Here is a 23,636-nt window from a genome sequence, read left to right as displayed (position 1 = left end):
ATATTATCTAGGAGGGTCGATGAGTAATCGAGAGAAAGCAAGCGCTGCGGAGGCTTCGCTGTCGACTCTGGTCAAGGTATTCCTTGCGTCGGGAGTGAACGGCGAGGCGCTGCAGAGGACTATTGAATGGGTTGATACGGACGCGGCCGGGCATCAGCACAACTCTGCCATCATGCACTTCGTCGAGGCGGCCGAGGCGAAGCTCTTTCGCGATGCTGGTGCCGATTCCTATTTCGCGATGGCACCCCGAGTGCGCCAAGAAATTGACTTTAGCGCCAAGCTCTTCTTCGGCCAGGAGGTGACTGCCGCAGTCCGGGTGGAGCGTATCGGAACGAGCTCGATGACCTTCGGGTTCAAGGTCTGGGGCCACCCGCACCAAGAGCGCGGGCTGGTACTTGCGGCCGAAGGGAAATTCGTGACGGTCTGTGCTCCTCCAAGTGGGGAGGGTGCGGCGCCTTGGCCAAGGGAAATCCTTGCCGCGCTGGGTACTGGAACCTAAATTCCCCCGACGTGCCTCTGCGGGCCGCGGCTTTCGGCTATGTCGCCTTCACGAGGGCGGGGCTGTAATTGTCCGTGCGCTGATGCCTTCACGCGGCCTGACCCATTTCGTGAAATTGTTTGCCTTCAGCGCCCGGGCTGATAGATTGAATCGAAATGTAATATTCGTGACGATCGTCACTTTACCTCTAGGTTGATCACGCGGTAACCGGCGCATGCAGGAGAGAATAAATGACCAACACTAACGAAGGTACCTTGAGCTCCACCTTGACGGCACTGGCTACGGGAGCAATCCACGTCCACGATCTGACCGCGCCGCTCTCGGCAGAGACCCCTACCTTGGTGCTGCCAGAACCGTTCGCTAACTTGAACGACTTCAGCCTCGAAGAGGTAGTAGCCTATGATGCGAAAGGACCGTTCTGGAAACACCACAACATCCAAACCGGTGAGCATATCGGGACGCACATTGACGCACCCATCCATTGGATCAGTGGCAGAGACGGCAAAGACGTCTCCCAGCTGGACCCGCAGCGCCTGATCGGACCAGCAGTAGTGCTGGACTTCAGCGCAGAGTCAGCCGCCAACCCGGATTTCCTCATCGATGTCGAGCACCTGCGGGCCTGGCAGGAGGAACACGGGGAGGTTCCGCGGAACTCCTGGTTGCTCTTCCGGACCGGGTGGGACCAGTACGACCATGATAAGCAGGCATTCCTTAACCTGGATGACTCCGGTTCGCACACTCCTGGCTTCAGCGCCGAATGCGCCAAATACATTGCCGACGAACTGGATATCTCAGGAATCGGCGTGGAGACAGTGGGAATCGATGCGGGCAATGCCGGGGTGCTGGAACCTCCGTTTCCCATGCATTATTACCTGCTCGGAGCAGACAAATACGGGATCACCTCGCTGAAAAACCTGGACAAGTTGCCAGCATTCGGTGCGATGATCGTGGTCGCACCGCTTCCGATCGTCGGCGGCACCGGTGCTCCCACACGCGTGTTTGCCCTGGTTGAGAACTGACTTCACAACTCGACTGCCCAGTCGCGCAATGGGTGCTCGAATTATTGATTTTCGCCTGTATGGAGGTACGTGAATGAACGTCGCAGAATTAGTCGGCAAGACCCTGGCTGGGCTCGGGGTGGGACATGCCTTCGGTGTAGTTGGCAGCGGAAACTTTACGGTGACCAATGCCCTCATGGCCCACGGTGTGGCTTATACCGCCACCCGGCATGAGGGCGGCGCAGCCACGATGGCGGATGCCTATTCGCGTACCAGCGGCAAGGTTTCGGTGCTCTCAGTGCACCAGGGCTGCGGGCTGACCAATGCCGCAACCGGGATCGGCGAAGCGGCGAAGTCGCGTACCCCGTTGATCGTCTTGGCTGCGGAAGCCGCCCCGAGCGCGGTCTACTCGAATTTCGCGATGGACCAGGATTCGTTTGCAACCTCGGTGCACGCGGTCTCCGAGCGGGTGCACAGCGCCGAAAGCGCTGTAGCCGATACAGTGCGAGCCTACCGGACGGCAGTCAATGATCGCCGCACGGTGGTGCTCAACCTGCCGTTAAATATTCAGGCCTTACCTGCCGTGGAGTCAGTCGAAATCCCGGTTGTGGTTCCAGTCGAACCGGTCAGGCCCTCGCATGCTTCGGTCGAGGCCATGGCTGTGCTTCTGCAAGGCGCAAAGCGCCCGGTGTTCGTGGCCGGCCGCGGCGGAAAGTCCGCTCGCGATGAGATTCTGGCCCTCGCGCGGCATAGCGGTGCACTGGTCGCCACCTCGGCTGTAGCCAAGGGGCTATTCAACGAGGACGAATTCAACCTCGGAATCTCCGGTGGATTCTCCTCACCACTGGCCGCAGAGCTGATCAGCAATGCGGACCTGATCATCGGCTTCGGTTGCGCATTGAATATGTGGACCATGCGCCACGGTCGCCTAATCGGCAACGGCACCAAGATCATCCAGGTGGATCTGGAGGAACCGGCTTTGGGCGCCAACCGGCCAGTGGATCTGGGCGTGGTGGGAGATTCGGCCCAATGCGCCAGCGACGTGCTTTCGCTTCTTCGATCGCAGAAGATCAAACAACGCGATGGCTACCGCACAGGGGAAATCCATGAATGGATCACCCAGAGAATTCACTGGCAACAGGTCGACTACCAGGACCTCTCCACGGATAATTCCATAGATCCCCGAACGCTGACTAAGCATTTGGATCGGCTGTTGCCGGCCGAGCGGATCCTCAGCGTGGACTCCGGGAACTTCATGGGATACCCGAGCCAGTTCCTCTCCGTCCCGGATGAGCACGGCTTCTGCTTTACGCAGGCGTTTCAGGCCATTGGACTGGGGCTGTACACGGCAATCGGCGCCGGCTTGGCCCAGCCTGATCGCTTGCCTGTGCTGGGCACCGGCGACGGCGGATTCCATATGGCCATCGCCGAGTTGGATACCGCGGTCCGCCTGAGGATGCCCCTGGTGTGCATTGTCTACAACGACGCCGCGTATGGCGCGGAAGTGCACCACTTCGGCGAAATCGATCCGACCGCCGACATGGGGTCGGTGGTCTTCCCCGAGACCGACTTCGCTTCCATTGGCCGCGGTTTCGGTGCCGAAGGAATCACGGTGCGTTCGTTGGAAGATCTCGAAGCGGTTAAGCAGTGGCTTGAATCGGATCCGGCCGGGCCATTAGTCATTGATGCGAAGATCTCGTCGGATGGCGGAGCCTGGTGGCTGGCTGAGGCATTTAAAGGGCACTAGGTCAACGACCGCGATATCTAGGCCAAGTACTCCGGAAGATCATATTTCCGGAGTATTTGGTTTTTAAAGTGAATTCAGAAGCTAGCGCCTTGATGCTGCCGTGAGCATTTGGCCGCACTCCATTTGCCATCCGTAGTCAGTCCGAAGCAATTACCCAAGCTAGAAGAATTGAGAACTGCGTACCGGGTTCTCCGTTCACGAGCCAGTACAAGAAAGCGTGGCTTGTCGCTGATCACGGAGTCTTCTATCGGGGATCCGCGACGGGGCAACAACCGACCTTTCACCAGTTGTTCCCTCGGACATTAGATCCGGTTGCTCCCTCGAAAAACAGAGTTCAGACGCGACAATGCCCGGTCCGCTGCTGCTCAACGAGCACGCGAACCGGGCATCTGTGCCATCAGTTAAACCGACCGGACCAGTTACCGGCTGCTTGCAAGCGCCTGGGCATCCTTCGCCGGAGTCCAACGCACATGCGTCGGGTCAACTTCTTGCGTCTCCGATAATAGCGAGAGGCGCGGGCGTACCGCATCAGTGCGGGCTGCGGGTGGCTTGCGTCGACCAGCTTTCAGCGGCAACGGCCAAGTCGCGCCAGCGCCCACATAATCCTGCTCGGCTGCTGCCTGCAAAGTCCACTGCGGGTTGTACAAATGCGTACGGCCCAGTGCTACCAGATCCGCACGGCCCGCCAGCAGGATCGAGTTCACATCATCGTATGAGGAGACTGCGCCGACGGCAATGACGGAGACGCCCGTCTGAGCAGCAACCTGATTGCGGATCTTGTCAGCAAAAGGAGTCTGGTAGCTTCGCCCGAAGGCAGGCTTTTCATCTTTGACTATTTGCCCGGAGGAGACATCAATGAATTGCGCACCATGGTTGATGAAGGCCGTGGCGATTCCCACCGCGTCCTCTTCGGTGTTGCCGCCTTCGGACCAATCGGTGGCCGAGATGCGCACACCGATAGTCTTCCCCTCTGGCCAGACCTTGCGCACCGCGTCCAAGACTTCCAATGGGTAGCACAGCCGGTTTTCCAGCGAGCCACCATATTCATCGGTGCGCTTATTGGACAACGGGGAAAGGAAGGAGGAGAGCAGGTAGCCATGGGCCATGTGTACTTCCAGCACGTCGAAGCCTGCGGCTTCGGCGCGGCGGGCCGCGGATACGAACTGCTCACGTACCTCGTCCATCTGCGAGCGGTTCATCGCCACTGGCACATGGCAGCCTTCCCCGTAGGGCAGTGAGCTCGGAGCCAGTACCTCCCAGTTACCTTCCTCCAGTGGCTGGTCGATGCCATCCCACATCAGTTTCGTCGAACCCTTGCGGCCCGAGTGCCCAATCTGTGCGCCGATCTTGGCATTTGAATTTCCGTGCACATAATCGGTCACCCGCTTCCACGCGCTGGCCTGTTCATCGGTGTAGAGTCCGGTGCATCCAGGGGTAATGCGTCCGATATCCGAGACACATACCATTTCGGTCATTACGAGCCCGGCACCGCCCATGGCCTTGGAACCCAGATGGACCAGATGGAATTCACCGGGTACCCCGTCGGCGGCCGAATACATGTCCATGGAGGAGACCACCACGCGGTTCACCAGATCCGTGTTGCCCAGCTTATGTGGCTGGAACATCGCAGGAGCGACGGCGGTCGAATCATTCAACCTGGCAAAGTTCTCATCAACGGTTTGCGCAAACCCAGGATCACGCAACTTCAGGTTGTCGTAGGTGATCCGCCGGGAACGGGTGAGCAGGTTGAAGCAGAACTGCACAGGGTCTTGGTCCTTGTACTGGCCAATGTTTTCGAACCATTCCAGTGAGGCCTGGGCCGCACGCTGGGTGGATTGAACCACCGGACGTCGTTCGGTTTCATAGGCAGCCAAAGCACTATCCACGTCAGCGTGCTCATGCAAACAGGCTGCCAGTGCCAGGGCGTCCTCCATGGCGAGCTTGGTACCCGAACCGATAGAGAAGTGGGCGGTGTGCGCGGAGTCACCCAGAAGGACGATGTTTCCATGACGCCAGTTTTCGTTGCGCACCGTGGTGAAATTGATCCACTTCGAATTGTTAGTGAGCACCTGGTAGCCGGCCAGCTCCTCGGCGAAAATCTCGGACACCTTGGCCACTGACTTTGCGTCGCTGACCCCCGGGGCGAATACTTCATTTTCAGTCTCATCAAAACCGGCTGCCCGCCACACGTCTTCGTGCATCTCGACGATGAAGGTTGAACCCTCATCGGAGTACGGATAGCCATGGATTTGCATGGTTCCCGCGTCGGTTTCCTTGACGAAGAACTTAAAGGCCTCGAACACCTGATCAGTACCTAGCCACATGTACTTCGAAGTACGCGGATCAAGGGAAGGCTTGAATGACTCGGCGTATTTGGTACGAACAGCGGAGTTTAGTCCGTCGGCGGCCAGAACTAAATCATATTCGGCCGAGAGCTGTTCCACATCTGGGGCCATAGTGGAAAAACGCACATCCACACCCAGCTCGATGCAGCGGCGCTGCAGCAGCTCAAGCAGTTCCTTACGGCTCATGGCGGCGAAGCCTTGGCCGCCTACGGTATGCATCTGGCCGCGGAAGTGGATGTCGATATCGCTCCAGCGGGCGAAGCGCCGTGACATGTATTCGGCGACCACCGGATCGGCATTGCCGATGCCTCCCAACGTTTCGTCGGAGAACACCACGCCGAAACCGAAGGTATCCGAGGCGGCGTTACGCTCCCAGACGGTGACCTCGTGGTTGGTATCCAGTTGCTTCATCAAAGCGCCAAAGTACAGGCCGCCTGGGCCCCCGCCGATAATTGCAATTTTCATGGTGTGTCCTTTCATCAACCCCACAGGGGTGCTGGGCCGGTAAGAGCCCGGATAAGTTTGTCAGTGATTAGGCGACCGGTGAGCCATTGAAAGCTTCACGGAGTTTGAAATGCTGGAGCTTGCCGCTGGGATTGCGTGGCAGTTGAGTCACGAAGCGGATCTCCCGTGGGTACTTGTACGGCGCGATTGTGGCCTTGACGAAGTCTTGCAATTGCTTGACCTTCGCCTCGCTGGCCTCGGCGCCTTCGACGAGAACCACAAAAGCACAGACGATGGATCCGCGATTCGGATCAGGACGAGCCACTACGGCGTTTTCCAGCACGTCAGGGTGCTGGTCCAAAGCTTGTTCGACCTCTGGCCCGCCGATGTTGTAACCGGAGGAGATGATCATATTGTCGCTTCGTGCTTGGTAGACGAAGTAGCCCTCTTCGTCCTTGTAGAAGATGTCGCCGGTGATATTCCAACCATTGCAGATATAGTTGTGCTGCCTCTCGTCGTCGAGATAGCGGCACCCGGTCGGTCCAATGACTGCGAGCCGGCCCGGTTCATTTGTGCCGACCTCATTGCCATCTTCATCCAGCACGGTGGCGCGGTAACCTGGGATCGCTTTGCCTGTGGCTCCGGGCTTGATATCCGGGCCTGCAGCGGATACGAACACATGCAGCAGTTCGGTGGCTCCGATGCCATTGACCAGTTCCAATCCAGTGGCAGCCTTGACCTGGTGCCAAGTTTCGGCAGGCAGGTGTTCGCCGGCCGATACTGCCACGCGCAGCGATTTGAGCAGGTCTTCCTTGCCGTTTTTAAGTATTGCGCGATAGGCGGTCGGAGCGGTAAACAAAATCGTGGCACCGACCTGATGCGAATACTCGGCCAATTCCACAGGGGTAGCGCGTTCGGTCAGGAGCGAGCTAGCTCCAAAGCGGAACGGGAAAACTACGAGGCCGCCTAAACCGAAAGTGAATGCCAAAGGGGGAGAACCCGCGAAGACATCATCTTGGGTAGGTTTAAGAAGGTAACGGGCAAAAGTATCCGCATTGGCCAGAATGTCACGGTGGAAATGCATGGTGATCTTGGGGACACCAGTGGTTCCCGAGGTAGGCCCAAGCAATGCCACATCGTCGGCCGCCGTATCCACCGCAGTGAATTCACCGGACTTGGCAGCGCATAACTGCGCAAGATCGTCCTCGCCTTGGCCACCGTAGTTCAGCACTGGATACGTGCCTCCGCTGGCCTGTACGGCATCTTCGGCAAATCGGTGATCGGTTAGCAGCACCAAAGGACGCGTCAGCTCAGCCAGCTTTGATATCTCAGAGGCGCGCAGGGCCGCCATGGTGGTGACCACAACGCCGCCGGCTTTGAGCACGCCAAGCCAAGCGGCGACCAGCCAGGAATTATTTGGACCACGAAGCATCACCCGGTTTCCTGGGCGCAGCGCATAGTCTTCAACCAGCACTTGGGCCACTTGGTTCGCTTGGCGTTGCAACTGACCATAGGAGAGCTTGGTGCCGTCTGGGGCCAGAAGGGCGGTGCGGTCCGCACCAAATTCTGCAGCAGCCTGGTCGATGAGGACCTCTGCGGCATTCAGCCTTTCCGGATACTGCAATTCGGGCAAGGTGAATTCCATTGTGGGCCACAGATTCTGTGGCGGAAGGTGATCTCGCGTGAAGGTATCCTCATGCGCGGAAGGTGAAAGTTCCATCAGGTAACTCCGTAGGGTGAATCGGTCGGATATCCTAGGCTGCGGTGGTCCGAGCGGCGCGGATCATGCCCTCTTGGGCAACGGTGGCTAAGAGCTTCCCATCGCGGGTGTAGAAACGCCCGATGGCCAGACCACGGCTGTTTTGGCTGGATACGGCCTCTTGGGCGTACAGCACCCAATCGTCCATGCGCCCTTCGCGGTGGAACCACATGGAATGATCTAGGCTGGCAGTCACCAATCCCGGGTCGCCCCAGCTCAGCCCGAGGCTGCGCATAATCGGTTCCAAGATGGTGTAGTCGCAGACGTAGGCCAAAGCGGCCTTCTGCACGAGACGGTCGTTCGGAAGAGGCGAAAAAGCGCGGATCCATACGGCCTGGTGAGCGCTCTGTGCGCGCTCGCCGGGAAGATAGATCGCTTCGGGCACGTGGCGCATGTCGAAGCTGCGCCCGCCAGCCCAGTAGGTGGCGGCTTCGCTGTCAACGCCCTGCAAAGCCTGGGCGGCACTGGACAATGTTTCCGGGTCGAGGTCCAAGGAATCGCTCGGTGCATCCATTGAGTATTCTGCACCTTCTTCCGGGACATGGAAGGATCCCAAGGCGGAGAAGACGGATTTGCCATTCTGGAAGGCGCGGACCTGGCGGGTGGAATATCCACGTCCATCACGCAAGTGCTCGACTTCGTAGCGTACCGGCTGATGCATATCCACCGGGCGTAGGAAGTATGAGTGCATCGAATGCAGCGATCGGTCCGTGTCCACCGATTTCATCAGTGACAGCGCACCTTGCGCAACCATGTCGCCGCCGTAGGCCTTGGGCCAAGGTACATATTGCGGAACCGCGGTGAAAGCCTGGTCGAAGACCTCGGCTTCGCACGCAGTTAATTCGATGGCGTTAAGGAATACTTGTGCGGAAAGTTCGGTGGTGTTCATGCTCGGCGGTATCCTTCCAGCGAGGTGTCTGAAACATCGGGGAGGTTCACTACGATGTTTTCTGGTGTGCGGGCGGTGAGCCACACGAGTTCCTCGGTGACCGACATATTTGCTTCAACGTGGGGCATGAAGGGCGGCACGAAGACCCAGTCGCCAGCTTTCATATCTGAATACTGTTCGTAGTTTTCGCCAAAGTAGATGCGGCCATGCCCGCGCAACACGTAGCCGCCGGTTTCTGCTTCGCCATGATGATGCGGCAGGGAACGGTAGCCCGGAACGTTGGACACCTGGCCGAACCAGATTTTGGTCGCTGGGGTGTGCTGGATACTGACGCCCGAAACACGGATGCAGTCACCTGACTGTGCGGTGTTGGTGTCTTCAGAGCCGGCACGAGTAACCACGGGAATAACTTGGCCATTTTCCGAAGCGTAGATCGAGTTATCGCCTTCGGTGCGGTATGTCATGGGTGTTTCAGTCATGTTCTTCTCCTTCGAAGTTTGTGTTCTTTATTTGCAGGTATTCAGTGGCTCGGAATTGGGGTGTTCACGCGCAGCCGGACGCGGTTTTTGAGAGTTCCGATTCCCGGGATTTCTGTCTGGAGCTCGTCCCCGTCGGCGAGGAAACGCGCGGGTTCCATACCCATGCCAACTCCGCCTGGAGTTCCGGTCAATACGACATCTCCCGGGCGCAAGGTAGTGAACTCGGAAATGTAGCTAATGAGTCGGGCCGCTGAGAAGACAAACGTCGAAGTGTTGCCGCGTTGGACTTCTATGCCATTGACTCTGCAGATGACTTCCAAGCCCGACTCCGGATCGAGCTCATCGGTGGTGACTAATACCGGGCCGAGCGGCGTCGTGCCGTCGAAGGCCTTGCCTTGGAACCACTGCAGGGTGCGGCGCTGCCAGTCTCGCATCGAAACGTCGTTGGCCACGGTGTAGCCGGCAATGGCGGCAGTAGCTTCTTCTTCGGTGGCATTAGTGATTTTGGTTCCGATTACCACGGCAAGTTCGGCTTCCCAATCCACGTTATTTGAAGCGGTGCTGATGATCTCCGAACCGGGATCGGCAAGGGTGTCGGCGAATTTGGCGAACAATGTCGGATATAGAGGCAATTCCCGTCCCATTTCCAAAATGTGGTCAGCGTAGTTCAGTCCGCAGCAGATCACCTTAGCCGGCGCAGGAACCGGGTTGAGCAGTCGCGCCTCAGCGGTCGGGAGCAGACTGTCCGAGCGGTGCTCTGCAAGGACTGTAGATGCGATGGATAGCCAATCTGTGTCTTGTAGAAACTCACTGAGATTGCGGGCTGGAAGAGGGAGGTAACCCTGAGCGACCTGCAGTGCCGCATGTGTTTGCCCGCCCGCTTCGACCGTTGCGAGTTTCATGTGTGACTCCTTGTTTATCCGGTACATATTCCATGTGTCGACTTTTTTACTGCCGTCACGTAAGCTCAATGTAGCACGCATCACAAAGATGACGCTAGAGCCAAATGGGGCACAATTGATTAGCCCAGTACAGGAGTTGGAAATGACTGAGACCAAGCTTCATCGCAATGAAACGATTAATCCGGCTTCCATGGCTAAGCCCTCTGGTTATGCGCATGGAATGAAGGCCGGAAACACTGTTTACCTTGGCGGGCAGACCGCCCTGGACAAGGACATGAATATCGTTCCTGGCGGCATAGTGGAGCAGTTCAAACAGGTATTTTCCAACGTGCTGACTACTTTGGTTGAAGCCGGCGGACATCCAGAAGATCTGGTAAGCGTCACGATCTACCTGACCGACGTTGACGACTACATGGCTAATGGCCGCGAAATTGGTCGGGTCTGGCGCGAAATGGCTGGCACCGAATACCCCGCAATGGCTGGTGTCGGTGTTACTCGGCTCTGGCAGAAAGAGGCCCTAATCGAGATTCAGGGTGTCGCCGTGATCCAGGATCGGGACTAATCTTCAGACATGCCGAAGAGCCACGGACTTGCCTAAAAAGGGCGAGTCCGTGGCTCTTCGGCTTGGCACGGTTAGAACTATCTTGCGAGCAGTATCAGCTGTCCAGACCGATGGTACGTTTGGCATGACGACCAGCCATGGGTGCCAAGAGTGTGTGTAATTTGTGAAAGAGATCTTCTGCCTTTAATGCATTCCATCCCTCTGGAAGTAATTCTGCTGGCAGCCCTGGATCGGAGTAAGGGAGCCGTCGCCATTGGGTGAGCAGGATCAAGTGATCTGCGAATGCCCGGGCATCATATTCAGGGTTGTCCCCGGCCCGGACAAGCTGTTGCCAGCTTTCCAATCGGTCTCGGTTCGCGTTCAAGAATTCGGAATATAGCTGATCCAAAGAAACTAAGTCCCACCAAGAACTAAGATTCTTCTGAATTTCGGCGCCGCCTATATGCTCGGCAAGGAAAAATTCGAAATACTGATCTAGTCCGTGTCGGGTGAAATAGGCCAGTGCTGCGTCCTTGGCATGTTCCGGAGCAATCCATAGTCCAGGAACTACGGACCCAAACCCCATCCGCACGAGTGCTGAGCGAATCTTGTGCCGTATGTTGCGCTGGGTCTCTGGCACCGTGAAGGTCGCCAGCAACCAGCGATCCTGAGCTGTGGCGCGACGGGGATGGAAGATCCGTTCGTCACCTTCGGCGAACGTGGTCAAGACAGAGTCAGCAAGCGAATATCCATTGCGGCCTTGCACTTGAACGCTTTCAATGACTCCGCGTTTTTTCAATCGTGATATCGAGGAACGCGTTCCGGTGGATTCAACTCCCACATCCTCCATCAGGGAAATAATCGTTGCCACAGGCAAGGCGCCCCCGTACTGGCGTGCATATAAACCAAAGAGGGACACAATCAGCTGATGATGGCGAGGCACAGAGAGGTCTCCAGCACTGACACGTGCGTTTGCCTGTGCGGTCATGAAACGTTCTCCAATCGATCCTAGTTATTCGATTCTAGTGCGACCCGTCAGCCTCATGGCGCAAGCCAAAGAAGTTTGTTCATTTTGATCGGCCAAGGTAATAAGTGGGCAGTTCGGCAAAATAACATCTAAGAATTCCCGGATTTTGGAATCCGTGCACATTCGCGAACGCGAATGGCACAGACGTGGTCTAGGTATCTGTTTCCTCGATCCACGTCTGTACCGGGTGGAACTATTTAGCAGAAGCTGATGGTGGACCGGTGAATCACCAATCGTTCACTTCTGAGGAACGCGCGCTCGCGGTACTATTTGGCTGTGTCGATTGCCGGGCTCAGGTGCGCATCGTAGAACTCGCGCAGTTGCACACTCTTGGCCACAACGATTGCATCCCAATCGTCCATGCTCGTGGAGCTATCGGCGTAGTCCGAAGGAACCTTGAAGATCTGCAATGGAACGTCAAAACGCTGGCACATGCTGGCGTAGGCGTATCCTTCCATATCCACTAACGCGGCGTTCAACCCCGAGATGTGGGCGCGCTGCTCGTCATTGCTGACAAACACGTCACCGGTGGCCATAGTGGCTTGAGTATCAGGCAACAAGATCTTACCGGTGGGCACCACATCATTCGAAGCCAAGGGGAAGTCATGCTGGATCAAACGAGTTACCTGGTAAATCGTATCCAAGCTCGGGCGGTCTTCATCGGCATTGCCGACTACGCCTGCGGTGCCCAAAACGATGACTCGCTCTACGCCGCCCTCGGCGAGCGCACCTGCGAGTGCTACCGAAGCGTTAACCTTCCCTACTCCGGAGACGATGTGCGGCACGTCTGCGAAGGCGGATGCTTCATCACTGTGCGCGAATACGAGCAGGGTCTTCTGTAGTGACATTCGGTTCCTCTCAACAACACTTAAGTCTTTTTGATTCTGACCGGTAACAAATTCGATGGTCAGCATGCTCACTTGAGTTTATCGGTTACGGGCTATGAAGTTCTTCAATTTTGCCAATGGGGGAGCGGATAGACTGAAACTATGAGTGAAATTGAACTTGCAGCTGTTGAAAGCTTTGCCCTGGACCACACCAAGGTCAAGGCTCCCTACGTGCGTAAGATCGGCGTTGAGCATGGGCCTAAGGGCGATGCCATCACAAACTACGATATTCGTTTTGTGCAGCCAAACCATGGTGAGATCCCTACCGCTGGCCTGCACACCATTGAGCACACCATGGCTGGCCTGATCCGTACGCGCTTCGAGGGCCTGATTGATTTCTCGCCATTCGGCTGCCGTACTGGTTTCCACATGATTGTCTGGGGCGAGCCAACTCCAGCTGAGGTTGCCCAGGCCATCAAATCTTCTCTTGAAGATCTAGCCGAGAAAGTCACCTGGGATGACGTTCCAGGTACGGAAGCCGTGAGCTGCGGCAACTACCGCGATCATAGCCTGCACTCGGCGAAGGAATGGGCAAAAGTCATCTTGGAACAGGGCATCAGCCTGGATGCGTTTGATCGCACCAATATTGCTTAATTGAAGCTGTTAGATCGATGTCGATAACTACTAGTTTCGGGCGATCGATCATGATTCCGTGAGCTCGCTTAGCGCAATGCCGTTTAACGAACCCCAGCGTTTGAGATATAAACGCTGGGGTTCGTTGTAGTTTATCTAAGTTTGGACGAAGGATACTTGGGTTCTCGATTCACGGTTGAGATCCCCCAGTTAGAGCGCCTTCACTCCTGTGAATTCACTGAATAGTGGTTGTCCTCGTGGCGGCTTTGTTCTTGAATGGGAATACTTGGCTTGGTGCCAGGAGATAAGGAGAGCCACATGGACAACACCATTGATCCAACGCACGCGCCCGCTCCGGAACCACCACCTCCGCCGGCGGAACCGACCACACCTGATCCGTTGACCCCCGTCCCTGGAGGTCCAAACAGTCCTGAGCCGCCTTCAACTCCGGGGTTTCCGCCAGATCCAACGATGCCGCCGGGGGCTCCAGAAGCTCCCGAACCACCACCGACGATTCCACATGATCCGTTTGGATAGGCTGACATATCCTGCCACGACCTTTTCGTGGTTGTCCCAACAGCACTAATGCGGCTTCGGATCTGTTGTGGAAATTGCGTCGGAACTCGATGAAATTAAACTCATCTGCTGATGACCATGAGGCATTCTGCTAGTCATTCGGTCCCCAATTTCAAAGCTCTCCTTCCACCTCATCTTGGGGGAGGGAGAGCTTTGTGCTGGGTTACTAAGGATTCTTCTGTGTGTGGAACACGGACGCTGTCTATGCTCCACTGTGGGAGAATGGTGGCAGTGTTCCGCCCGGATTCAAGTGCCGGGGCCCAATGTTTTAAGGATGTTTCTCTGTGGTCATGATTCCGTTGCCCTTGCACTCGGTTGAGGCACAACAGTTCTCACCAATTGATCCGGCCGACCCTTCGCTGGTCCACCGTGGCGAGGGCGGGGCAGAGGTGCGTCGCAGTATTCTTCCCGGTGGAGTCCGTGTGCTCACCGAAGCCATGCCCGGCCAGCGGTCGACCACCGTAGGATTCTGGGTACCAATTGGATCTCGTGACGAAGAAGCCGGGCACTATGGATCGACCCACTTCCTGGAACACCTGCTGTTTAAGGGAACTAAGAAACGCACTGCGCTTGAAATCGCTCAGGCTTTTGACGCCGTGGGCGGCGAATCAAATGCTGCGACCGCGAAAGAATCCACCTGCTACTACGCGCGGGTGCTTGACTCCGATCTGCCGATGGCCATGGATGTCATCGCAGATATGGTCACCTCCGCAGTTATTGACCCCCTGGAATTGGAGCAAGAGCGTGGGGTGATCATCGAAGAACTAGCAATGGATGCTGACGATGCCACCGAGGTAGCACACGAACACTTTGTCGCGAAGGTTCTTGGCGATCACCCGTTGGCGCGACCTATTGGCGGCACACCTGCCGAAATCATGGAGATCTCCCGCGAGGCCGTTATGGAGCACTATCGGGCGCATTACCGTCCGAGCGAAGTGATCATCACCGCGGCAGGCTCGCTGAACCACGACGAACTATGCGCAATGGTTCTCACCTCGCTGTCCGAGGCAGGCTGGGACCTTGACCCGATGGCTGTTCCAGAACCGCGTCGTTCCTCGGAACCGGCAACCATTGTCTCGGTGCCCGGCATTGAAGTAATCAACCGCCCGGTAGAACAAGCCAGTATCATCATTGGTTGCCCAGGTATTAGCGGACAAGATGAGAGGCGGCAGGTCCTTGCCGTGCTCAACGCGGTCCTCGGTGGCGGTATGAGCTCGCGTCTGTTCCAGGAGATCCGTGAAAAGCGTGGACTTGCCTACTCCACTTATTCGTTCTCGGCCGCGTATACCGATGCCGGATACTTCGGCATGTATGCCGGTTGTTCGCCAGCCAAGGCGAGCGAAGTGATAGGTCTGCTTGAATCCGAGCTGGATCGATTGGCGGCGGACGGTATTACCGACGCTGAATTAGCGCAGGCCAAGGGCCAGCTCGCTGGCGGTACAGTGTTGGCTCTGGAAGATCCAGGAAGTCGGATGTCGAGGTTGGGACGAGCTGAGATGGTCACCGGAGAATTCCAGGACATTGACGAGGCGTTGAGCCGGGTTAATGCGGTTACCAAGGAAGACGTGCAGGGGTTGGCTCAGGAACTGGCTGCCAAGGAACGCACCATCACCGTGGTCGGTCCATTCGAATCGGCAGCGGCGCTGGGGCGCTAAATACTTCAACAAAAACCTAAGGGACGCTTACCACTTCAACAGTGGGGGCGTCCCTTACTTTTTGATGGTGGAGCCGTTGCGCTTAGAGGGTTGCGCGTACCAGCTGGGCTAGTTGGTCAAAATGCGAGTAGTTGAACCCGTGCGCCGCATCTTCAAATACCGACAGCTTCGCGTTTGGAGCGTTGGCCACAAGCCGTAACCCAAAGTCCGGTGGCGAGAGTGAATCCTTTGTTCCACAAACTACATCGACAGGAACAGGCACCGATCCCAAATAGTCAATGGTCGGGTAATCGAGCATCTGCGTGCAGCTCTTAGCCCACCACGGAATGCCGCATCGCAGGTAGTCAACGAGCAGGATGGCTTTGACGGCATTCAACTCGTGGGGAAAGTCCTGCAGGAGTCTGCGAGCCTGCCGGAAGAGCGTATCTTCTCGGTCATTAACCGCTGGCGCAGCAATGATCAGGTGTTTGAGCAGCTCGGGACGGCTCCGAGCAATCTCGATGGATACCTGAGCTCCCATGGAATGTCCCAGAATGACCGCATCTTTCACATCTAATGTGCGTAAGGCGAGAGAGACCTCATGAGCAAAGCGTGCCACGCTAACCGGCCTGCCATCATCCATATTCTTGCCGTGGCCAGGCAACTCCGGAACGATCACTCGATGGTCACGCGATAGCTCTTGGGCGAGGGGAGTGAAATACCGGCTGGAGGCTCCAAGGCCATGAATGAGCACCACATCGGGACCAGTTCCTGCCACGCGTACCGATAAGCGGGTACGCAACGTCTCCGGGATCTGTCCAAAATAGCCGTGCCGCACACGTACCCTTCCGTCCGCGGACGATTCCACGAAAAAACTTAGTATTTATTTGCTGAATGCTCTACTTTAGCCAGGATCTGTTCCAAGCAGATGCAGGTCAGCTTCAGGGCAGTCCCACGGAATGTTCCTCGATCGCTGACCATAAGTCTTCTGGGAAGATTTCCTTGAGGTCCTGTTCGTAGGCGCCTCCATCGCCAGGGACACGGATCTGATCGCCATCAATGCGAAAAGGATAGGACTCGCCCTGTTGAAGTTCTTGCTCAGAAGTTGAAGCAGAAGCTGAAGTCATGCAATCAGCCCAGCCATAGGTTGTCTCGCCGTCTTGCCGAAATACCTCGACCTGGCAGGAAGGCGATTCAATCCACGAGCTTTGCTCTTCGACTATATCGACGAGTCGTGCGCGTTCATCATCGCTCAGGGTTGGCGGTACATCGCCGGAACTACATGCGATGGTACCGAACGTGACGACGGCAACTAAAAAAGTGCCGGCGCACCATCGCTTCAGGGCAGTCCCCATTTTACTTGCCAACTCCTTGGAAGATCTTGAAGCTTATTTTTCCTTGAGTTGTCCAGCAATACAAGCTGGGTATCGTATATCTCAAGATGATCGCAAAAAATCTGATGAATGTTCATGACGGCACGATGTGGACTTGAACGGGTAGAGATCACGTCATCGATGCCAAGTGCTACCGCCTGCAAGCGATACGCTTAAAGGTATGAGTGCACAAATTAAGGTTGCGGTGCTAGGTGCCGCAGGACGAATGGGCGAGGAAGCTGTTAAAGCTGTTTCCGCGGCGGCCGATATGGAACTCGTGGCCAGCCTCGGACGCGGCGCGGACCTCACCGAGATTCTGGAGGCCGGAGCAACCCACATCGTTGACCTGTCGGTCCCGGCAGCTACCGAAGCTAACGTGCGTTTTGCCGTAGAAAACGGATTACACGCCGTGGTGGGAACCACCGGATGGGATGCCGAGCGCCGCTCCAGCCTTGAAGAGCTACTCGCGCAGCATCCGGAAGTTGGTGTGTTGATTGCACCAAACTTTGCCCTGGGCTCCGTACTTGCCAGTGCATTTGCGGCCACCGCCGCTAAATACTTTGAATCGGTAGAAATTATCGAGCTGCACCACCCGAATAAGGCGGATGCTCCCAGCGGTACTGCGGTACGCACCGCCGAACTCATCGCCGCCGCTCGCAAGACCGCAGGTGTTGCGAAAAGCCCAGACGCCACCGATACACAGATCGATGGTGCTCGCGGTGCACTTGTAGATGACGTGCACGTGCACTCGGTGCGTTTGCGTGGCTTGGTAGCCCATCAAGAGGTCCTCTTTGGTGGGCCGGGCGAGCAATTCACTTTGCGCCACGATTCTTATGACCGCGCCTCGTTTATGCCAGGTGTGCTTTTGGGGCTGCGAAAGGCTTCGGCGCATGCCGGCCTGACTTATGGACTAGACGGATATTTGGAGTTGGGTCAGTGAAAACGAAACTCTGGGTAGGCGTAATTCTGCTTGTCTTCGCCTTGTATATCTTTATGTCATTCACCCAAGCGGTGCGTTTCATGAGCACCGGTGAACCGATCGCTATCGCCATGGGAGTCGCGGTCTTCGTGATTCCGGCTTTAGGAGTGTGGATCTTGATTCGCGAGGTGCTCTTTGGGCTGCGTACGGAAAAAATGGGCAAGACCCTTGCCGAGCTTGGGCAGCTTCCCGAAGATCTTCCTCGGATGCCCTCGGGGCGGTTTATCCGTGAAGCTGCGGATGCCGACTTCCCACGTCACAAGGAAGACGTCGAGGCGAATCCGGAGTCGTGGAAGTCTTGGTATCGCTTGGCCTTGGCCTATGACGCCAGCGGGGACCGCAAACGTGCACGTTCGTCGATGCGTACAGCGGTGAACTTCTTTGTGGCCGACAATAAGGCTTCGGCAGCCAGCAGCAAATAACGACTTAGCGCATTGATAAAGGGAGTGCCAAAACCCGTCTGGGTTTTGGCACTCCCTTTAGTTTTCGCCGCAAATTCTCGGTGGACTAGGTCACCGGTAGCCAGATGCAGCGCTCAACGGAGTCATCTTTCTCGACCACGTTATAAAGCTTCCACCCTTCGGGTTCCGCAGTGTCGGTAGCGTCCATCCCATTGCCTGCGATGCTAATGCCGCGAATCTGATCATTGGCCGCGAATTCTTGCTTCGTTTCCTTGTTTGGCGCCAGATAGTATGGCTCGTCAAAGGGGAGGATATCTCCAGGAATCGCTTCATTACAGATGCCGCCATAACCGCGCTTTGGGGCGGTCTGTACCGGGAGCCAAATTTTGTTTTTGCCGATTTGCTCTACGGAGATGGTTCTAGTTTCTTTCCACGTTCCACCTTCGGCGCATGACCGTTCTGTATCAAACATGGTTCGTCGTGTTTCCATGATTTTGATTCCACCTGCTACTGCGGTGACCTTGTTCACTGAGTTCCCGCAACTACGTTCCACAGCAATTGGCTGTAGCAACTGTGTCGGCTTCTGCTCGCCAGCCAGCCAAAGATACATGAAGGTTGCATAAACATTTCCATCTGAATATTCCAACGTGGCTGCGGCGTCTTCAACGCCATCGTCATTCAAGTCTGAGTAGACTACATCGCCGAGTTTGTAGGATGGTGAAAGCTTTTTGTCATCTGTGGTGACGGACTTTCCATTCTGCAGTTTTACGATGGGACGCGGTTTGTTCGCATACCCTTCGCCTAACTTCCAATCTGTGTTGCCCAAGTCAAAATCGCGAAGACTTAAAGCTGTCGGTGAGGGGGAAGGCGCCGGCGTGCTGGGTTGGTCTGCTGGGGCAGAAGAACACCCTACGAGGGTGAGTAGAAGTGCAATAGCTGAAATTTTTCCCGAGAGAATGTCGGTTTTACTTCTACCGCGTCGATGCTTTTTCATAAAGAAAGTGTAACTATTCGCTTGTCAGTCGTTCAAGATAACAAGCTTCTGTTTCGTTCTTGAATGGTGGGTGCGGGCTAGTTCGGGTCGTGATTCTTTTCGTCAGTTGGCAGGATGCTCAGATAGCGCACGCCTGCCTCAAGCGGTCCGGCCTTGCCCCAATGGTGCAACACCACCGCGGTCAGCAACATGAGAACACACAGCGTCCACCATTGAACCCACGCAGATAAACCCACTTGCAACAGCGGGAGTACGACTAAGTGCCCAATGTATAAAGTGAGCGGTGCCCGGCCTGCTGCTGCCAGCAAAGCTCCGACGTACCCTAAATGGGGAGTCACTAAGAGCAGTATTGCCAACAGCGCCAATGCGCAAGCTGCGGCATGGATCGTGAAGATCATCGAACCTGAATGCGCAGTTGGCAACCAGATGTAGGACGATTCGCTCAAAAAATTGTCAAGGTTCCCTGCCGGAGATCGGCCGGTGACCAGTGCGGTGAAAATCTGGGAGCGTGGGATGCCGGCGACGGTACCTACGGCGCTTACCCACGGTAAAATTTTGAGCCAGCCAATGAGCAGGCTCAATGCTGCAAGGACTACCGCGCCAGCGCCCATCCAAGCGACGGTTTTCTTCTGTGAAAGAGGTAGCTTGCCGACTGCAACGCCTAATAAGCCAAAACCGATCCAAATTAACAACGGGTAGTAGCCGGTAACTAGCAGATCAGCCAGAAGCAGACCGGGATGTGCGAAGTCGGTAAATGTGGGGTTATGTCCTAGAGATTGCGCTGCTTCAGCTGCAGCAAGCGGTCGCCATACCAGCGGCGCGATGACCAGCCAGAAAGCGGACAGGACCCATAGCACCCGGGTAGGCAGATAGAGCGCCGGAATGAGCAGCAGAAATAGTAGGCCGTAGTGCATCAGAATGTTTGCTATTGATTCATTGACAGGGCCGATGAGTAAACCTAAGACCGCGATGACCAACGCTCTGCGCACTAACACGCCTGCAGAGGCTTTCCGGGTCAGCCCCTTGCGTTCTAAGGAGCGGGCAAAGAGGATGAGCGAAACGCCTGCCAACACCATAAAGAGAACTGACGCGCGGCCATTGGCGGTCGCTCCAGTGAAGGTTGGAGATAAGGTCCCGGATTTATCGAGGGCAAAGAGATCAAAGATGTGGGCGGCGAACATTCCCAGGATTGCCAACGCTCGGGTGGCGTCTAATCCGGTGAGTCTGCGCGACTTCGTTTGCACGTGCATAGACATATCGCATCACGTAACTACATGAATATGCCATCGTGACACTTCCGCGTGTAGATTTAAGCCATGGCAACTAGTGAAATTGATAATCAGTCATTCCCCTTCGGCACCGTGCTGACCGCGATGGTCACCCCTTTCACCGAGGCAGGTGAGGTTGACTATGATGTCGCCGCGAAGCTGGCTATCAAACTCGTTGATGAAGGCTGTGACGGATTGGTCGTAACCGGCACCACCGGCGAGACTTCCACGTTGACCGACGACGAGAATATTGAAATGTTCCGCACCGTCGTCAACGCCGTGGGAGACCGCGCAGCGGTACTTGCAGGGTCCACTACTAATGACACTCGCCACTCTATTCGTCTGTCTTTGCGCGCCAAGGAAGCCGGAGTGCACGGCATCCTGATCACCGCTCCGTACTACAACAAGCCAAGCCAGGCTGGTGTTATCGCCCATGTGAAGGCGATTATCGACGCCGTGGATCTTCCAGTGATGATGTATGACATTCCTGGACGCACCGGAATCGCGCTGAGCCCAGAAACTATCATTGAATTAGCGCAGATCCCACAGGTGATCGCGCTTAAGGATGCAAAGGCCGATTACCAGTCGACCACCACCGTGTTGGCGAACACCGATTTGCACGTTTATTCAGGCGATGACGGGTTGACCTTGCCGCTTATGGCAGCGGGCGCCGTAGGAGTCGTTTCTGTGACGGCTCACGTTGCGGCGGCTAAATACCGTACGCTTGTTGATGCGATGCATGCTGGCGATTTGGCCACTGCACGCGCTACACACTTCGAGCTGGATCCGATCCAGCGCGGCATTATGAGCCACATTCAGGGCGCAGTTGCTGCAAAATATGGACTTCACTGGCAGGGTGTCCTGCCGAACACCGTCGTTCGATTGCCACTACTGGCACCATCGGACGCAGAACTCGATGCCATCCGCGCGGATCTACGTGAAGGTGGATGGGATCTTTAACGAAAGGGCTTAACCGCTTATGACTGAAAGTTCGGTAGGCAAGGCCGATACTGCGCGCATGCAGAAACCAGCCAAGCTGAAGAAGGGGACTTTACGTACCGTTCCGCTGGGCGGATTGGGCGAAGTTGGCCGCAATATGACCGTATTCGAGATCAACGGCAAACTTTTGATCATCGACTGCGGTGTGCTCTTCCCTGAAGAGCACCAGCCAGGCGTGGACTTGATCCTGCCTGACTTCTCCTACATCAAGGACCGTCTAGAAGACATCGTTGGTGTGGTGCTGACTCACGGTCACGAAGACCACATTGGCGCCGTGCCGTACTTGCTGCGTCTGCGCGAAGATATCCCGCTGTATGGTTCGAAACTGACCCTAGCGTTTATCGAAGCCAAACTGGCCGAACACCGTATCAAGGCGATCACCAACGTAGTTGCCGAGAACGAGATCGCTCAGATCAGTGAATTTGAATGCGAATTCGTCGCCGTGAACCACTCGATCCCTGACGCATTGGCAGTGTTCGTGCGTACCGAAGCCGGTACCGTGCTGCACACTGGTGACTTCAAAATGGATCAGTTGCCGCTGGATGGTCGTATCACCGACCTGCGACACTTCGCGAAGTTGGGTGAAGAAGGCGTGGACTTGTTCCTCACCGACTCCACCAACGCCGAGGTCCCGGGATTCACCGTGGCCGAACGCGAAATTGGCCCGGTGCTGGAAGCAAAGTTCGCTCGTGCCCGCCGCCGTATTATCGTGGCATCCTTCTCCTCACACGTACACCGCGTGCAGCAGGTGCTCGATGCGGCAGCAATGCACGGCCGCAAGGTTGCGTTCATTGGCCGTTCGATGGTCCGCAATATGGGTATCGCGGAGCGTCTGGGCTACCTGCACATCCCACAGGGCGTCGTCGTAGACCTCAAGCAAATCGATCAGCTGCCTGACGACAAGGTGGTGCTGATGTCCACCGGTTCGCAGGGCGAGCCCATGGCAGCACTGTCGCGTATGGCTAACGGCGAGCACAAGGTTCAGATCAACCCGGGTGACACCGTCATTCTGGCTTCTAGCTTGATCCCAGGCAACGAGAACGCAGTCTTCCGTGTGATCAATGGCCTGATGCGTTTGGGCGCAGAGGTCATCCACAAGGGGATGGCTAAGGTTCACGTCTCCGGACACGCCTCGGCCGGCGAACTGTTGTACTGCTACAACATCGTCCGCCCGAAGAATGTTCTGCCAGTACACGGCGAAACCCGTCATCTGATCGCTAACGGCCGTCTGGCCGCGCTTTCCGGTGTTCCTGAAGAGAACGTGATCTTGGCAGAGGACGGTTCGGTCATCGACCTCAAGGGCGGCGTAGCTGAACTTGTCGGTCAGGTTGAATGTGGTTACGTCTATGTTGATGGTTCCAAGGTTGGCACCATTACCGACGAAGATCTCAAAGACCGCGTCACCTTGGGTGAAGAAGGTTTCATCTCGGTCATCACCGTGATCAACCGCCAGAACGGCACCCTAATCTCCGGACCGGATATCCACGCCCGCGGCGTTGCCGAGGACGATGCGGTATTCAACGAGATCAAGCCGAAGATCGCAGCAGCAATCTTGGAGGCAGTGGCGAACAACCCGAACCACTCCACCCACCAGCTGCAGCAGATTGTCCGCCGCGTTATTGGGTCGTGGGTGTCGCGCAAGCTACGCCGCCGTCCGATGATCGTACCGGTAGTGCTCGAAGCCTAAAGAACAAAATAAGTAATGCCTCAAACCGTTCCTGGTTTGAGGCATTACTTATATCAGCGGAAGTATCTAGGGTTTATGATGTGGTCATGAGAAAGATTTCGGCGCAGAGTTCAAATAGGTTGCTGCTCCCGATGGGAGCGCTGGCGCTGATCGCAGGCTTGATCTGTGGCCTACTTGCGGTGGTGCTGATGGAGTTTTCCTCCCGGGATGAGGCGGTTGCTGAGCCCGGCTCCGTCTCAGCGACGGGCGGATTTTGGCTCGAATATGGAGCATTTGCGGTTTATGCGGCGCTCATCGGTGGGGCAGTTGCATTATTTCCGGGACTCGGGGCTGTTACTGCAGTCTTCATCCAAGAGCTCAAAAACCCGGATGCCTCGGGGCAGCGGCAAGCGCTGTGGGCCGGAGGGGGAGCCAGCGTTGGTTCATTGCTCCTCGCAATGGTTTTACTCGTTTTTTACCTCTCCGATCCATCGGATCACAGCATCTTGTATGTGGCCGCAGGATTTGTTCTTCTCTGTTTTGCGCTGACTTACGTGCTGATGCATGTGTTGCTGGGCTATCTGCAACTTAGAGATCACCGGACCGTCAAGAATAGTTTGCAGGCTCAAATCTCCTGATGTGTGGATTTGTGTTTT

General features: G+C 56.2%; 23 protein-coding genes. 11 read left to right on the top strand and 12 right to left on the bottom strand.

The window, feature by feature from the left end; all coding sequences use genetic code 11:
- The first annotated feature begins 19 nt into the window (after positions 1–19).
- The 3 genes from VJ369_RS09155 (at position 20) to VJ369_RS09145 (ending at position 3,244) form a co-directional block, all read left to right on the top strand.
- Complete coding sequence (locus VJ369_RS09155; protein WP_324091769.1) at positions 20–499, top strand: thioesterase family protein; 480 nt, start codon at positions 20–22, stop codon at positions 497–499.
- Between the two features lie 230 nt (positions 500–729).
- Positions 730–1,518, top strand: coding sequence for a cyclase family protein (locus VJ369_RS09150; protein WP_324091768.1), 789 nt, complete (start codon positions 730–732; stop codon positions 1,516–1,518).
- Between the two features lie 73 nt (positions 1,519–1,591).
- Positions 1,592–3,244, top strand: coding sequence for a thiamine pyrophosphate-binding protein (locus tag VJ369_RS09145; RefSeq protein ID WP_324091767.1), 1,653 nt, complete (start codon positions 1,592–1,594; stop codon positions 3,242–3,244).
- A 419-nt stretch (positions 3,245–3,663) separates the two neighbouring features.
- Here the strand turns inward: VJ369_RS09145 and VJ369_RS09140 are convergent, their stop codons facing one another.
- The 5 genes from VJ369_RS09140 to VJ369_RS09120 form a co-directional block, all read right to left on the bottom strand.
- Complete coding sequence (locus VJ369_RS09140; protein ID WP_324091766.1) at positions 3,664–6,054, bottom strand: bifunctional salicylyl-CoA 5-hydroxylase/oxidoreductase; 2,391 nt, start codon at positions 6,052–6,054, stop codon at positions 3,664–3,666.
- Positions 6,055–6,121: 67 nt separating this feature from the next.
- Complete coding sequence (locus VJ369_RS09135; protein ID WP_324091765.1) at positions 6,122–7,753, bottom strand: AMP-binding protein; 1,632 nt, start codon at positions 7,751–7,753, stop codon at positions 6,122–6,124.
- Positions 7,754–7,787: 34 nt separating this feature from the next.
- Entirely contained in the window at positions 7,788–8,681 is an 894-nt protein-coding gene (locus VJ369_RS09130) for an acyl-CoA thioesterase (protein WP_324091764.1), read from the bottom strand.
- Positions 8,678–9,160, bottom strand: a complete 483-nt coding sequence (locus VJ369_RS09125) for a cupin domain-containing protein (protein WP_324091763.1) — start codon at positions 9,158–9,160, stop codon at positions 8,678–8,680. Before VJ369_RS09125 ends, VJ369_RS09130 begins: the two co-directional genes overlap by 4 nt.
- A 41-nt stretch (positions 9,161–9,201) precedes the next feature.
- Entirely contained in the window at positions 9,202–10,062 is an 861-nt protein-coding gene (locus VJ369_RS09120; protein WP_324091762.1) for a fumarylacetoacetate hydrolase family protein, read from the bottom strand.
- A 142-nt stretch (positions 10,063–10,204) separates the two neighbouring features.
- On the opposite strand from VJ369_RS09120, the gene VJ369_RS09115 reads away from it, so the two are divergent.
- Entirely contained in the window at positions 10,205–10,624 is a 420-nt protein-coding gene (locus VJ369_RS09115) for a RidA family protein (RefSeq protein ID WP_324091761.1), read from the top strand.
- Between the two features lie 94 nt (positions 10,625–10,718).
- Here the strand turns inward: VJ369_RS09115 and VJ369_RS09110 are convergent, their stop codons facing one another.
- The gene (locus VJ369_RS09110; RefSeq protein WP_324091760.1) at positions 10,719–11,591 is read right to left on the bottom strand and encodes a PaaX family transcriptional regulator C-terminal domain-containing protein; all 873 of its coding nucleotides are present in this window, start codon (positions 11,589–11,591) and stop codon (positions 10,719–10,721) included.
- 305 nt (positions 11,592–11,896) lie between these two features.
- Entirely contained in the window at positions 11,897–12,478 is a 582-nt protein-coding gene (locus VJ369_RS09105; RefSeq protein WP_324091759.1) for a purine-nucleoside phosphorylase, read from the bottom strand.
- Between the two features lie 141 nt (positions 12,479–12,619).
- Here VJ369_RS09105 and VJ369_RS09100 point away from each other — a divergent pair, with 141 nt between their 5' ends.
- Complete coding sequence (locus tag VJ369_RS09100) at positions 12,620–13,111, top strand: S-ribosylhomocysteine lyase (protein WP_324091758.1); 492 nt, start codon at positions 12,620–12,622, stop codon at positions 13,109–13,111.
- A gap of 200 nt (positions 13,112–13,311) precedes the next feature.
- On the opposite strand, the gene VJ369_RS09095 is transcribed toward VJ369_RS09100, so the two are convergent.
- On the bottom strand, positions 13,312–13,635 hold the full coding sequence (locus VJ369_RS09095; RefSeq protein WP_324091757.1) for a hypothetical protein: 324 nt from the start codon (positions 13,633–13,635) through the stop codon (positions 13,312–13,314).
- 315 nt (positions 13,636–13,950) lie between these two features.
- Here VJ369_RS09095 and VJ369_RS09090 point away from each other — a divergent pair, with 315 nt between their 5' ends.
- Positions 13,951–15,321 carry a M16 family metallopeptidase gene (locus VJ369_RS09090; RefSeq protein ID WP_414652638.1) on the top strand — a complete coding sequence of 457 codons (1,371 nt, stop codon included), beginning with the start codon at positions 13,951–13,953 and terminating at the stop codon, positions 15,319–15,321.
- 82 nt (positions 15,322–15,403) lie between these two features.
- Here the strand turns inward: VJ369_RS09090 and VJ369_RS09085 are convergent, their stop codons facing one another.
- Together VJ369_RS09085 and VJ369_RS09080 are read right to left on the bottom strand one after the other, a co-directional pair.
- Positions 15,404–16,168, bottom strand: a complete 765-nt coding sequence (locus tag VJ369_RS09085; RefSeq protein WP_324091756.1) for an alpha/beta hydrolase — start codon at positions 16,166–16,168, stop codon at positions 15,404–15,406.
- A gap of 73 nt (positions 16,169–16,241) precedes the next feature.
- Complete coding sequence (locus VJ369_RS09080) at positions 16,242–16,655, bottom strand: hypothetical protein (protein ID WP_324091755.1); 414 nt, start codon at positions 16,653–16,655, stop codon at positions 16,242–16,244.
- A 199-nt stretch (positions 16,656–16,854) separates the two neighbouring features.
- On the opposite strand from VJ369_RS09080, the gene dapB reads away from it, so the two are divergent.
- Positions 16,855–17,613 (top strand): 4-hydroxy-tetrahydrodipicolinate reductase, encoded by a 759-nt coding sequence (gene dapB / locus VJ369_RS09075; RefSeq protein ID WP_324091754.1) that lies wholly within the window; start codon positions 16,855–16,857, stop codon positions 17,611–17,613.
- A complete protein-coding gene (locus VJ369_RS09070) occupies positions 17,610–18,074 on the top strand; it encodes a hypothetical protein (protein ID WP_324091753.1) in 465 nt (154 codons plus the stop codon). Before dapB ends, VJ369_RS09070 begins: the two co-directional genes overlap by 4 nt.
- A gap of 85 nt (positions 18,075–18,159) precedes the next feature.
- Here the strand turns inward: VJ369_RS09070 and VJ369_RS09065 are convergent, their stop codons facing one another.
- On the bottom strand, positions 18,160–19,047 hold the full coding sequence (locus VJ369_RS09065; RefSeq protein WP_324091752.1) for a hypothetical protein: 888 nt from the start codon (positions 19,045–19,047) through the stop codon (positions 18,160–18,162).
- 77 nt (positions 19,048–19,124) lie between these two features.
- Positions 19,125–20,303 carry a heparan-alpha-glucosaminide N-acetyltransferase domain-containing protein gene (locus VJ369_RS09060; protein WP_324091751.1) on the bottom strand — a complete coding sequence of 393 codons (1,179 nt, stop codon included), beginning with the start codon at positions 20,301–20,303 and terminating at the stop codon, positions 19,125–19,127.
- 60 nt (positions 20,304–20,363) lie between these two features.
- Between VJ369_RS09060 and dapA the strand changes: the two genes are divergently transcribed.
- The 3 genes from dapA (at position 20,364) to VJ369_RS09045 (ending at position 23,618) form a co-directional block, all read left to right on the top strand.
- Positions 20,364–21,275 (top strand): 4-hydroxy-tetrahydrodipicolinate synthase, encoded by a 912-nt coding sequence (gene dapA / locus VJ369_RS09055; protein WP_324091750.1) that lies wholly within the window; start codon positions 20,364–20,366, stop codon positions 21,273–21,275.
- A gap of 19 nt (positions 21,276–21,294) precedes the next feature.
- Positions 21,295–23,001: a ribonuclease J gene (locus VJ369_RS09050; protein WP_105678603.1), complete on the top strand. Its 1,707-nt coding sequence runs from the start codon at positions 21,295–21,297 to the stop codon at positions 22,999–23,001.
- Positions 23,002–23,087: 86 nt separating this feature from the next.
- Positions 23,088–23,618, top strand: coding sequence for a hypothetical protein (locus tag VJ369_RS09045; RefSeq protein ID WP_324091749.1), 531 nt, complete (start codon positions 23,088–23,090; stop codon positions 23,616–23,618).
- Positions 23,619–23,636: the final 18 nt, after the last annotated feature.

Source organism: Glutamicibacter sp. (assembly GCF_035257265.1).
In the GTDB taxonomy this organism is placed as follows: Bacteria; Actinomycetota; Actinomycetes; order Actinomycetales; family Micrococcaceae; genus Glutamicibacter.
This window is presented reverse-complemented; position numbering and strand designations above follow the sequence as displayed.

Bases quoted from the DNA above. Each gene is read 5' to 3' on its own strand.
- dapA (WP_324091750.1), top strand. From the start codon at position 20,364: ATGGCAACTAGTGAAATTGATAATCAGTCATTCCCCTTCGGCACCGTG.
- VJ369_RS09060 (WP_324091751.1), bottom strand. From the start codon at position 20,303: ATGTCTATGCACGTGCAAACGAAGTCGCGCAGACTCACCGGATTAGAC.
- dapB (WP_324091754.1), top strand. From the start codon at position 16,855: ATGAGTGCACAAATTAAGGTTGCGGTGCTAGGTGCCGCAGGACGAATG.
- VJ369_RS09120 (WP_324091762.1), bottom strand. From the start codon at position 10,062: ATGAAACTCGCAACGGTCGAAGCGGGCGGGCAAACACATGCGGCACTG.
- VJ369_RS09135 (WP_324091765.1), bottom strand. From the start codon at position 7,753: ATGGAACTTTCACCTTCCGCGCATGAGGATACCTTCACGCGAGATCAC.
- VJ369_RS09110 (WP_324091760.1), bottom strand. From the start codon at position 11,591: ATGACCGCACAGGCAAACGCACGTGTCAGTGCTGGAGACCTCTCTGTG.
- VJ369_RS09130 (WP_324091764.1), bottom strand. From the start codon at position 8,681: ATGAACACCACCGAACTTTCCGCACAAGTATTCCTTAACGCCATCGAA.
- VJ369_RS09100 (WP_324091758.1), top strand. From the start codon at position 12,620: ATGAGTGAAATTGAACTTGCAGCTGTTGAAAGCTTTGCCCTGGACCAC.
- VJ369_RS09095 (WP_324091757.1), bottom strand. From the start codon at position 13,635: ATGTCAGCCTATCCAAACGGATCATGTGGAATCGTCGGTGGTGGTTCG.
- VJ369_RS09050 (WP_105678603.1), top strand. From the start codon at position 21,295: ATGACTGAAAGTTCGGTAGGCAAGGCCGATACTGCGCGCATGCAGAAA.
- VJ369_RS09125 (WP_324091763.1), bottom strand. From the start codon at position 9,160: ATGACTGAAACACCCATGACATACCGCACCGAAGGCGATAACTCGATC.
- VJ369_RS09080 (WP_324091755.1), bottom strand. From the start codon at position 16,655: ATGGGGACTGCCCTGAAGCGATGGTGCGCCGGCACTTTTTTAGTTGCC.
- VJ369_RS09105 (WP_324091759.1), bottom strand. From the start codon at position 12,478: ATGTCACTACAGAAGACCCTGCTCGTATTCGCGCACAGTGATGAAGCA.
- VJ369_RS09115 (WP_324091761.1), top strand. From the start codon at position 10,205: ATGACTGAGACCAAGCTTCATCGCAATGAAACGATTAATCCGGCTTCC.
- VJ369_RS09145 (WP_324091767.1), top strand. From the start codon at position 1,592: ATGAACGTCGCAGAATTAGTCGGCAAGACCCTGGCTGGGCTCGGGGTG.
- VJ369_RS09065 (WP_324091752.1), bottom strand. From the start codon at position 19,047: ATGAAAAAGCATCGACGCGGTAGAAGTAAAACCGACATTCTCTCGGGA.
- VJ369_RS09155 (WP_324091769.1), top strand. From the start codon at position 20: ATGAGTAATCGAGAGAAAGCAAGCGCTGCGGAGGCTTCGCTGTCGACT.
- VJ369_RS09140 (WP_324091766.1), bottom strand. From the start codon at position 6,054: ATGAAAATTGCAATTATCGGCGGGGGCCCAGGCGGCCTGTACTTTGGC.
- VJ369_RS09150 (WP_324091768.1), top strand. From the start codon at position 730: ATGACCAACACTAACGAAGGTACCTTGAGCTCCACCTTGACGGCACTG.
- VJ369_RS09045 (WP_324091749.1), top strand. From the start codon at position 23,088: ATGAGAAAGATTTCGGCGCAGAGTTCAAATAGGTTGCTGCTCCCGATG.